Origin of the sequence: Desulfotomaculum sp., assembly GCA_003513005.1 — a bacterium.
GTDB lineage: Bacteria > Bacillota > Desulfotomaculia > Desulfotomaculales > Nap2-2B > 46-80.
Map to the genome: position 1 here is coordinate 1 of DOTD01000068.1, position 9,983 is coordinate 9,983.

Annotated in this window: 12 protein-coding genes and 1 pseudogene; 11 read left to right on the forward strand and 2 right to left on the reverse strand. The window is 45.3% G+C overall.

Features of this window, described 5'->3' with window-relative positions:
* On the reverse strand, positions 1–282 hold a 282-nt coding region (locus DEH07_07960; protein HBY04453.1), incomplete at its 3' end, for a hypothetical protein.
* Positions 283–360: 78 nt separating this feature from the next.
* On the opposite strand from DEH07_07960, the gene DEH07_07965 reads away from it, so the two are divergent.
* The 6 genes from DEH07_07965 (at position 361) to DEH07_07990 (ending at position 6,997) form a co-directional block, all read left to right on the forward strand.
* Positions 361–1,917 carry an acetyl-CoA synthetase gene (locus tag DEH07_07965; protein ID HBY04454.1) on the forward strand — a complete coding sequence of 519 codons (1,557 nt, stop codon included), beginning with the start codon at positions 361–363 and terminating at the stop codon, positions 1,915–1,917.
* 21 nt (positions 1,918–1,938) lie between these two features.
* The gene (locus tag DEH07_07970; GenBank protein ID HBY04455.1) at positions 1,939–2,508 is read left to right on the forward strand and encodes a hypothetical protein; all 570 of its coding nucleotides are present in this window, start codon (positions 1,939–1,941) and stop codon (positions 2,506–2,508) included.
* A 227-nt stretch (positions 2,509–2,735) separates the two neighbouring features.
* The gene (locus DEH07_07975; GenBank protein ID HBY04456.1) at positions 2,736–2,915 is read left to right on the forward strand and encodes a benzylsuccinate synthase subunit gamma; all 180 of its coding nucleotides are present in this window, start codon (positions 2,736–2,738) and stop codon (positions 2,913–2,915) included.
* 128 nt (positions 2,916–3,043) lie between these two features.
* Entirely contained in the window at positions 3,044–5,533 is a 2,490-nt protein-coding gene (locus DEH07_07980) for a benzylsuccinate synthase subunit alpha (protein ID HBY04457.1), read from the forward strand.
* A 147-nt stretch (positions 5,534–5,680) separates the two neighbouring features.
* The gene (locus DEH07_07985; protein HBY04458.1) at positions 5,681–5,899 is read left to right on the forward strand and encodes a hypothetical protein; all 219 of its coding nucleotides are present in this window, start codon (positions 5,681–5,683) and stop codon (positions 5,897–5,899) included.
* 177 nt (positions 5,900–6,076) lie between these two features.
* Positions 6,077–6,997, forward strand: a complete 921-nt coding sequence (locus DEH07_07990; GenBank protein ID HBY04459.1) for a glycyl-radical enzyme activating protein — start codon at positions 6,077–6,079, stop codon at positions 6,995–6,997.
* On the opposite strand, the pseudogene DEH07_07995 reads toward DEH07_07990, so the two are convergent.
* Positions 6,998–7,148 (reverse strand): annotated as a pseudogene (locus DEH07_07995) (IS110 family transposase).
* A gap of 310 nt (positions 7,149–7,458) precedes the next feature.
* On the opposite strand from DEH07_07995, the gene DEH07_08000 reads away from it, so the two are divergent.
* The 5 genes from DEH07_08000 (at position 7,459) to DEH07_08020 (ending at position 9,957) form a co-directional block, all read left to right on the forward strand.
* Positions 7,459–7,707: a hypothetical protein gene (locus DEH07_08000; protein ID HBY04460.1), complete on the forward strand. Its 249-nt coding sequence runs from the start codon at positions 7,459–7,461 to the stop codon at positions 7,705–7,707.
* Positions 7,707–8,708, forward strand: coding sequence for a glycyl-radical enzyme activating protein (locus DEH07_08005; GenBank protein ID HBY04461.1), 1,002 nt, complete (start codon positions 7,707–7,709; stop codon positions 8,706–8,708). The genes DEH07_08000 and DEH07_08005 overlap by 1 nt, the downstream gene beginning before the upstream one ends.
* Before the next feature lie 92 nt (positions 8,709–8,800).
* Entirely contained in the window at positions 8,801–9,169 is a 369-nt protein-coding gene (locus DEH07_08010; protein ID HBY04462.1) for a hypothetical protein, read from the forward strand.
* 249 nt (positions 9,170–9,418) lie between these two features.
* Entirely contained in the window at positions 9,419–9,616 is a 198-nt protein-coding gene (locus tag DEH07_08015; GenBank protein HBY04463.1) for a spore coat associated protein CotJA, read from the forward strand.
* A 110-nt stretch (positions 9,617–9,726) separates the two neighbouring features.
* Positions 9,727–9,957: a spore coat protein CotJB gene (locus DEH07_08020; protein HBY04464.1), complete on the forward strand. Its 231-nt coding sequence runs from the start codon at positions 9,727–9,729 to the stop codon at positions 9,955–9,957.
* The last annotated feature ends 26 nt before the right edge of the window (positions 9,958–9,983 follow it).

Genomic DNA, 9,983 nt, shown 5'->3' on the forward strand with positions numbered 1-9,983 from the left:
AGGTTGAGTATGCAGGCGTGCCGGTCGATACGGGGCCAGCCCTCGCTTCGCAGGGATTTTGACAAGGCCGTCCGCGTCCATTTCTTCCAACAACGATAGGCATGAGTGGAGACGGGCTTGCCCATTCGGCGCCTGCCAAGGCAGGTTCTCACAGAGTGTCAACGCCAACTCCGTCCGGCTCAACGACGAAAAGCGCTCCACGGTCTCCCGGATCAAATCTAAATCTCCATCCGTGAACATTCGCTCTCCAATCCAAAACGGCGGCTCCCATCGTGACGCCACGGTCTACCACCCCGAAACTACTCTACCACCCCACCTTCACTTTGTTAACCCTAACCTCTTTAATCCGCTACGGCTCCTATGGGAATTGAATCGGTGGTCACTTTACTAGCTTGCGCACGGATCGGCGCAATTCATGTGGCTATTTTTGCCGGTTTTTCTGCCGGTGCTGTAGCAGATCGCATTGAAATTACCGGCGCCAGGTTTATGTTCGCTCAGGATGGAACCTTGCGCCGTGGTAAACCCGTTGAACTCAAGACAATTATAGACGACGCTCTTGATAAATGCCCGGGCATCGTTGAGAAGGTAATTGTTTTAAAAACTGAAGGCCAGGCTGAAGCTCCCATGAAAGAAAATAGAGACATGACATGGGATCAATTTCTGGCCCTCGGGGAAGGAATAGAAGCAGAAGTTGAGCTCATGGAAGCCAATGAACCTCTATTCTTACTGCCCACTTCCGGAACAACGGCTAAACCAAAGGTGACTGTGCATAAACATGGCGGATATCAGGTTTGGGTTTATTGCATGGCGAAATGGATTTATGGCTTGAAAGAAGATGACATTTGGTTCTGCACTTCAGACATCGGCTGGATCGTGGGACATAGCTATAATGTATACGGGCCACTGCTCTGCGGTTGCACAAACGTTATATTTGACGGTACACCCGACTATCCCCGGCAGGATATGTGGTGGGAGATTGCCGCCCGCAACAAGGCTACCGCCTTATGGTTATCGCCAACCGGCGTAAGGGCCCTTATGAGAATTGGAGCCGAGCAGGCCCGTAAACATGATCTCAGTTCTGTAAAAAGAATCTTTTGCGCCGGCGAGGTATTGAACCCGCCCGCCTGGGAATGGCTGCAAAAAGAAGTTTTTGAAGATAAAATACCTGTTATCGACCATATGTGGCAGACAGAAACTTCCGGCCCGGTATTCGCCAATCCCTACGGCCTTGGGATAATACCTATTAAACCCGGTTCTGCTGGTATACCGGTACCCGGAATAGACGCCGATGTTGTCAACGAAAAAGACGGTCAACCTTTAGGTCCTGGAGAAAAAGGGATTGTCATACTAAAAAAGCCTTTCCCGGGACTTGTTCCGACTTTATGGAGAGAACCGGAAAGATATAAAAAAGAATATTGGGAGAAAACCCCAGGCACAATGGAATCCTATTATTTAGGTGACGCTGCGCATTTAGACGAGGATGGCTATATCTGGTTTGCCGGACGCTCTGACGAAGTTATCAAAATAGCCGCTCATCGCATAGGCACAATAGAAATCGAAAGCGCTTTAATATCACACCCGGCAGTAGTAGAAGCCGGTGTTGCCGGCGTCCCTGAGGAGCTAAGAGGCGAGGTAGCCAGCGCTTTTGTCGTGCTAAGACAGGGCTATACGCCGTCAGAAGAATTGAAAAAGGAACTGATCGCTCATGTGCGCAAAACAATGGGCCCCATTGTAGTTATTGGAAGCGTACAATTTATTACTGTCTTACCCAAGACAAGAAGCGGCAAAATCATGCGCCGGGTAATGAAGGCTCTTCTTATGGGAAAGGACGTAGGTGATATATCTACAATTGAAGAAGGCGCCTCCGTAGATGAGATAAGAGAAGCTATTAAAAGTGTAAACAATTTAATTACTTAGAACAAGAAGGAGTCAAATTTTATGGCAGAAAAATTAGGAAATCCTGCTGTTGTCGGTCTTGCCGGCTTCGGCGGAACAACTTTATTGCTCCAGTTTCACAACCTGGGCTGGTGCGGCGTTGGACCGGTGGTTTGGGTAGGATTGATTTTCGGTGGCATAATGCAAATAATCGCAGGCTTTCAAGAACAAAAAACAGGAAATAACTTCGGCTATTGCGCATTCTCATCTTACGGCGCATTCTGGATCAGCCTGGGTCTTATTTTTATAGGCAACTTCTACGGAATATACAAGGCTTCCACAACTGATGTGGGCTGGTTTTTGTTTATGTGGACAATCTACACCTTTATCATGTGGATTGGTTCAATGAGAACCAACAGCATGTTGGCCTTCGTGTTTTTATTTCTTTTAGCCGGCTTTGTTTTTCTTGATTTGGCGCACTTTACACCGTCGAAAGATCTTTGGACTAAGGTCGCCGGTTGGGATTTAATAATCTGCGCTCTGGCAGCCTGGTATGTTATGGCTCATAATATTTTCCTGGATCTGTGGGGGAAGGATATCTTACCGGTGGGAAAACCGTGGATAAGTAAATAAAGGTAGTTTTATAATCTAATCAGGGTGATAAGACTTCTTTTAATGTGCAGTATAGGGAAATGCCTTATAGATGGAATATTATGATAATTGAAAGATATGTGTAAATTCCTATTGTAATAAATATATAATAGTGTTATATTATTGCTAAGGGATATTAATTTCTGAAAGAAAGGAGGTTTCATAAATTTTATAAAACATAATTTATTATTTTGCGGAGGGTGAAAAAGATGCCACAGTGTAAAGAGTGCAAAAGTTTCTTCCCGGTTCCCGAAAATGAATGGGACTATGAAAAGGGAGCAGGGGATTGTGTCCGGGGATTACGTGACAGCAAAGGTAAGTACTGGCACGCGAGAAAGACGAAAGAGGAAATGGACGCTTCAAAGTGCACGGATTTTAAGAAAAGGTAAAGAAGAACCAAATTGTTTTAAAAAATCTTTAAAAATAAGGAGTGAAAAAAATGGCGAGCGCTGCTGTGTTAGAAGAAATTTCCCGGGAGCTAAAGATCGACAGGAAAGGGCAACCTTTGGGAAAAGTCATGTGGGAAAAAAAGATTAAAGAAGGGCCGGGGAGTACCCCGCGGACGAAACATCTTCACCAACGCTGCCGCTGGGCGCATACTGCCGGGGGAGAGTATGTGCGGGAAGACATAAAAATTTCCCTCGAAAGAGCAAGGTCATACACTGAAGGACACAAGGCAAATGCTGGAGAACTTCCCATAATTATCAGGGCGAAGTGCCTGGAACACTACCTGAAGAACTGCAGTATTTATATTCAGGACGAGGAATTGATTGTTGGATCGCACAATGAATATCCGGATAAGTTAGAACTTTTTCCCGAAGGCGGCGCTAAAAACATGATGGATTATCTGGAAGATGATACTGTTACTCCCCCGGAATTATACGACGAAGGGGCAAAAATGGTAGAGTATTGGAAGCAGTGGTCATTATCATCAAGGTGCGAGCGGTATTTTGATCCCGAATCGCTGGAAAAGCTTAGCACCGGTGTTATAGGTGAGCCGCCGGTTTGGGCGCACTTTTTTACCAGCACCACACCGCCCTACCAGTCTGTTTTAGAAGATGGCCTGGAGAAAAGGATTAAATGGTGCGAGGACAACATTAAAAATGCCCGTGATAAGATAAAGACGTTTCCATGGCGGGGCGAAGAGAACTTTCCGCTTTTTGAGAAGATCGACGCCTGGGATGCAATGATCATCTCCGCCAGGGCGGTTATCGGCTGGTCAAGAAAGTACAGCCGCCTGGCCAGGATCATCGCCGAAAACTTTGACTTAAGCGGCAGTGTGGTTGGCGCCGGGCAAAGAAAGAAGGAACTTTTGGAGATCGCCGACATTTGCGCGCGGGTACCTGCGGAGCCGGCCCGGGGCTTTAGAGACGCTATGCAGTCAAAGTGGTTCTGCTTTGTAGTGGCCCAAAATATCGAACGCTACTGCTCCGGTTACTCTCAACTGGAGGACGATTTGTTGTGGCCTTACTACAAAGCGAGCGTTATTGACAAGACGGCCCAGCCGATGTCCAGGGAAGAAGCAGTCGAGCTTATTGAATGCGAACGCCTGAAAGTATGCGAGCGCACAGTAACAAAGGGAAGATGGATGCGAATAATTCATCCCGGCATAAACGACCTCCACATCCTTTCTCTCGGCGGGCTGGACGAAAACGGTAATGATATGTGTACCGATCTTACGGACGTCATCTTAGAAGCGGCTTTAAATATCCACACCAACGAACCATCGATAGCCTTTAAATATTCCCCGAAGTGCAGTGAAAAAACAAGAAGACTCGTTTATGAATGTATTTCCCAGGGTTTTGGGTTCCCTTCTATAAAAAATTATGAAAAAAATTTCAAACACAATATGGAATACCATGGCTGGCCGCCGGAGGTGGCTGCCCGCTGGGCGCTGGTTCTTTGTATGGCGCCTGGTGTTACAGGCAGGCGTTCAACCCAGCACTCCCGAAATGAGGGTGGCAGTGGCATTGTCGGTCCCGCCGTAGGAACGATGGCCTTATCGGATGGCTTCGACGCGGTGTTCAGCAATAAACAGTGCGGGGCGCATACAGGAGACGCCAGCAAGTTTACCTGGGAGGATCTGTTAAAAGCGGTTGAAGAACAAATAAAACATAATTCGCAGCTTATGTTTATGAATAAAGAGATTACCAGCTATGCAGAAAACAAGTGGCTGGAGAGTCCCTTCATGGCCATGATGGACGACTGGAACGTAGAAGAGGGAGTTGGCGCTTTCCACCGCTACAATAAGCCGTATACAAATACCTGGGCGGATTATTATCCGGGTCCGATGGGTGTGGTTGATGATCTGGCAGCCATTAAGTACTGGATTTTTGACAAAAAGAAATATACGATGGGCCAGCTTCTGGAAGCGCTCAAGGCAAACTGGCAGGGATACGAAGAAATGAGGCAGGAATTTTTGTCTGCCCCGAAATTTGGCAATGATGATGATTATGTTGATAAGATAGCCAACTGGTTCTATAATGTATCATGTGATGTATGGGCAGCGCATAAAATGGTGGGCTGGGAAAAAGGAGCCACTATAGTTCCGCAATCAGTTTCAGCATTTGTTACCCTTGGTTCAATGATTGGGGCGGAGCCGTTCGGCCGCCGTCACGGGGAGCCTTTACATGACGGCGGGTGCTCGCCGTACATGGGGTTGGATAAGAAGGGGCCCACGGCGGTGCTGAAAAGCGTATCTAAACTACCCAACGAGAGAATAAAAGGAGTCCAGCTTAACCAGCGTTTGCCGGTAGGGTTGATGAGGGAATCTGAAAAAGGATTTGATGTATGGAGCGCGTATATGAAGACGTGGCATGATCTTAACTGTGATCACGTTCAATTTAATGTAGTACGTACTGAAGATATGCGCAGCGCCCAAAAAGAGCCGGAAAAATGGGAGCACTTGATCGTCAGGATAGCCGGTTACAGCGCCAGGTTTATCTCGTTGTCCAAGATGGCTCAGGATGCAGTTGTCGCGCGTACAGAACAAGAACTAGGAGGATAAACGCAAATCAGGGAATTTTCGGAGGGAGAGGAAAGTCGTCCTCTCCCTCCGAAAATATGTAAGGAGATCGCCTAAGAGAACTTTCGTAAATACGACCCAGGAAGATGTCGATCATACAGAATTTTTTCTGAGGAGGAGAAAGAAGAAATGCCAAGGTGTAAAGATTGTCGTTACGGGAGAATGGGGCTTACAGATCCAATGGAAGGTTATTGTATTTACGGAGTGAAAGATACTCTGCCGGACGAGACAACCTCCGGCACCGCTACAATGATAGTACCGGGGAAAATGGTTAACCTGCGCAATGACGCATGCGAAAATTTTGAAAAAAAACCATCGCATAGTGAATTTATCAAGGAAACTAACTGACCGGCAATTTAAAAGGAATTTTCGGAGGGAGAGGAAAGTCGTCCTCTCCCTCCGAAAAAGGGAAGGTTATTGTATTTACGGAGTGAAAGATACTCCGCCGGACGAGACAACCTCCGGCGCCGCTACAAAGGTAGTGCCGGGGAAAATGGTTAACCTGCTGGGAAAGGAGAATATTAATTGAAAAAAGAAATCCTGGTTACAAATGTACAGAGATTTTCTACTAATGATGGCCCCGGGATTCGGACGACTATTTTTTTGAAGGGCTGTTATTTAAAATGTACCTGGTGTCATAATCCTGAATGCATTTATCATTATCAAGAGTTTTATTATATGGAGACGAAATGCATGAGATGCGGACATTGCAGTGAAGTATGTCCGGAAGGTGCGATTAGTCCTCCCGGACCAAATGGAGAATTTCCAAAAAGGGATAGGAATAAATGTACCTATTGCATGAAATGTATTCAAGAATGTCCTTATAAAGCTCTGGAATTAATTGGCAAGCATTGGAATGTTGATGAGGTAATGCATGAAGTTGAAGCAGACAGGTTATTCTACGAAAATTCTGGTGGCGGACTAACTGTATCAGGTGGCGAGCCACTTTATAATAGTGAATTTACTGTGGAAATATTAAGCCGGGCAAAAAAAGCAGGGATTCATACTTGCATAGATACATCAGGTTTTGTACCTTGGGAAGATTTGGAGAAAGCGCTTATTTGGACAGATTTAATTCTTTTCGATATAAAGAGTTTAAATTCACAAAAGCACAAAGAAGTAACCGGTGTTTCAAATGAGTTAATTCTTCAAAATCTGCATAAAATATGCAGCAGAAAAAAAAAGATAAGACTTCGTTTACCTATAATTCCGGGAATAAATAATGAGGTTGAGTTTATTCATGCCGTAACTGAACTGGCCAGGGGCCTCGGCGACGCAGTGGAAGGAATTGATCTTATTCCCTTCCATAATTGGGCTACAGGTAAGTATAAGCAGTTAGATAGGGATTATCTTTTTGCTGGGATCGATTCGATAGCTCCAGAGGATTTAGTGGGTTTTGAGGAAATCTTTAAAAGCTATGGTTATGAAGTCACTATTGGAGGGTAAATTCTTGATAGCTGAGCAGGCGCACTGAACGAGTAAAGACTTGATGTAAACACCAGCACGACTGACGCGAACCGATTTCTTCTTGCCGCCGCTCTGATCGTCAGAAGGAGCAAGTCCCGCCCAGGAACAACAGGCGCTTGGCTGAGTGAAAGGCAGCCATGCCGGCGCAGATTTCAAAAGAAAATGACAAGCGCCGAAAGCCGGCTAATACCAGGAATAGACCGGATAATCTTTATAGCACCGGAACAAGAGACAGTCAAGCGCACGACAGTTGTTTCTATCTGAGCAATAAAGCGTTTAATAACATCCGTACGGCTTAAGCAAAGAGTGGTTTTACCAGCCTGAACTTCGCTGATGGTACAGTCAATAGCTAAAGCAATAATGTCTTGATTTTTAAGCGTTGAGCCGTGTAAAAGCGGCCGAAAATCAAATTAAAGAATAGCGCACAGGCAATCATTTTCATGGCGTTTTGTGCCTTGAGCGCAGCGAAAGGAATGATTATAAAAATGAAATGTATGAATTGCGGTCATGAAGGCAAACTTGATCAATTTAAGCTCATTAGCTTAAAATATGCCGGTGGAGATAGGTGCTGCGGTCCGACTTTTTCGGTACGAGAGTGTCCTAAATGTGGCAAGGAGCAGACGGTTGATACCGATAGAGAACTTTTTATGGAAGCTTCTCAAGGCAGAATTAAGGAGGAAAAAATGTAATGTTGGCAGGAATAGTTTCGAACATTCAGCATTTTTCAATATTCGATGGGCCAGGAGTACGTACTACAATTTTTCTCAAGGGTTGCCGGCTAAGGTGTCACTGGTGCCATAACCCGGAAGGGGTACGGCGCTTTCCGGAGGTTTTTCATTTATGGCCTAATTGCAATGATTGTGGTAACTGCGACGATATGTGTCCTACCGGAGCCATGCAAGTAGTAGAAAGAAAGTGGCATGAGGGAGGAATTGTTACGTTTGATGTTCCCGGTGAGAGAGGGGTTGAATTTGTGCCCATGCAGTTGAAAAGCAAGATGATCAGAAAGATAAGAATAGATAAGGGTCTTTGCATTGGTTGTCAAAAGTGTGTTGAGGAATGTCCTGAAGGTGCTTTTATTGTCTCTGGTGATTTCATGACAGTAGACGAGGTAATGAAAGAAGTTGAAGAGGATCGCCCAATGTATGAAAATTCCGGCGGAGGAATAACAGTGTCGGGGGGGGAGCCAACGGCACAACCCAATTTTTGTCTTGCTTTACTTAAGACAGCCAAAGAAAAAGGAATAGGTACCGCTCTCGATACCTGTGGCTATGTAAAATGGGAAATTTTAAATGAGATACTTGATTATACTGATGTTGTTCTTTTTGACCTTAAACATATGGATCCCGAAGCACACAAGAGATTTAGCGGGGTATCGAACGAACTTATACTAGAAAACGCCAGGCGGATAATTGGGAGAGAAGGGGTAGAAATAAAAATACGTGTTCCAATAATTCCGGAAGGTAATGATTCAGAAGAAAATTTGAAGGATACTGCTAAATTTATTTCCTCACTAGGTTTTAAAAAGGTTGACATTCTTCCTTTCCATCCATGGGCTGGACAGAGCTACAGATTATTAGGCCTGGAGTACCCGTTTGCCGTGGGGGAATGGTACTCTGATAAAAAGTTAGAGAAAATAGAAGAAATTTTTAAGTCTTACGGTTTAGAACCAAATAGAATGGGGGGGTAGGCCCCCCATTGCCAGGATCTCAAACTTTATGTTTTCTCTGCTAAAGAAGAAGGGGCTTTAAAATATCTCCCCGGTTATGGAGAAAAGCCCTCATGGGACTGACCTATGGCGATCTGCTGATGCGGGTACTGCATAGAGTGAGGCCTTATGAAGCAATCCGTGGCTCGGCGAACGCGCTGTTTGGAAAATGGGTCGAGATCTGCAACGAACATCTCATTCACGCCGATTCGGGCAGCCTTAAGAAGTATATCCACCAAATCGTCAGGGATTTTGACCAGCTGAAAATTAGTAATGAAAAAAAGCCGCGGGTGGGCGTAGTTGGAGAAATTCTGGTCAACCAGCTCAACCGGATTAAATTGATACTCTCCATCGCCTTTAAAAACGCCAACCACTTATCAAAAAAATTCCTGCTCAATCCCAGCAGCCAACCCAGCCAAACAATCACCGGCAGCCTTGTTTAACCTGTCGTTCACGGCTCGCGTCGCCATTCCCAAACGGGCTATGTATTCCTCCGTCAGCTATTCCCCTGTTTTAATTCAATAGAAAAGCCCGCTAATTTGTCGCGGGCAAGGTTTTTTTTCACGCTAAGTACATCTACTGATAATCTTCCGTATTATATTTCATGCCGGCAAGCATTTTTTTGTTGCCAACGTATGTCATTTTAGGTATTTGTTGCATAAGATATATAAACTGCGCAAGGAGGTTTGACAATGAATTATTATCCATATCCAAATATACCTGTAATGCCCGGCGCGCCACAGATGCCGTGCGGTCCTGATCATGAGTTTCAGTTTCAACTGGCTCACGCTTATGTTCCATGGCAGAACATGACCCAGGTTTTCAGCCCGGCTGAAGCTTTAACTCACGGCACACTTTTCCCTGAACTTGTCATGCCTTACATAGGCTAAAAAAAGAGGTGAATCAGATGAATAACAGCCGGGAAAAATCCCAGGAAAACCCCCAGGCTCAAAAAATTGTTCAACCGGCCAAAGCCTGTAATTACAATAATCAACAAGCTATGCTTTTAGAAATTCAGCAGCTTCAATTCACCGCCATTGAATTGAACCTTTACCTGGATACTCACCCCGATGACCAGCAGGCCTTAACTTCATATAGCTCAATTGTACCCCTGCTGAGGCAGCGCATTGTGTCCTACGAACAGCTTTACGGCCCGCTGTTTCATTTTGGCTTATCCACCAGCCAGCTATCCTGGCAGTGGATTAACTCCCCCTGGCCCTGGGACATGTAAATCTAACTAATACTACAGCGATGAGT

What these genes read in the sequence shown, in the direction of transcription:
- DEH07_07975 (HBY04456.1), top strand. Translation starts at nt 2,736, where the DNA reads ATGCCACAGTGTAAAGAGTGCAAAAGTTTCTTCCCGGTTCCCGAAAAT.
- DEH07_07980 (HBY04457.1), top strand. Translation starts at nt 3,044, where the DNA reads ATGTGGGAAAAAAAGATTAAAGAAGGGCCGGGGAGTACCCCGCGGACG.
- DEH07_08000 (HBY04460.1), top strand. Translation starts at nt 7,459, where the DNA reads ATGGCGTTTTGTGCCTTGAGCGCAGCGAAAGGAATGATTATAAAAATG.
- DEH07_07965 (HBY04454.1), top strand. Translation starts at nt 361, where the DNA reads ATGGGAATTGAATCGGTGGTCACTTTACTAGCTTGCGCACGGATCGGC.
- DEH07_07985 (HBY04458.1), top strand. Translation starts at nt 5,681, where the DNA reads ATGCCAAGGTGTAAAGATTGTCGTTACGGGAGAATGGGGCTTACAGAT.
- DEH07_08010 (HBY04462.1), top strand. Translation starts at nt 8,801, where the DNA reads ATGGGACTGACCTATGGCGATCTGCTGATGCGGGTACTGCATAGAGTG.
- DEH07_08005 (HBY04461.1), top strand. Translation starts at nt 7,707, where the DNA reads ATGTTGGCAGGAATAGTTTCGAACATTCAGCATTTTTCAATATTCGAT.
- DEH07_07970 (HBY04455.1), top strand. Translation starts at nt 1,939, where the DNA reads ATGGCAGAAAAATTAGGAAATCCTGCTGTTGTCGGTCTTGCCGGCTTC.
- DEH07_08015 (HBY04463.1), top strand. Translation starts at nt 9,419, where the DNA reads ATGAATTATTATCCATATCCAAATATACCTGTAATGCCCGGCGCGCCA.
- DEH07_08020 (HBY04464.1), top strand. Translation starts at nt 9,727, where the DNA reads ATGCTTTTAGAAATTCAGCAGCTTCAATTCACCGCCATTGAATTGAAC.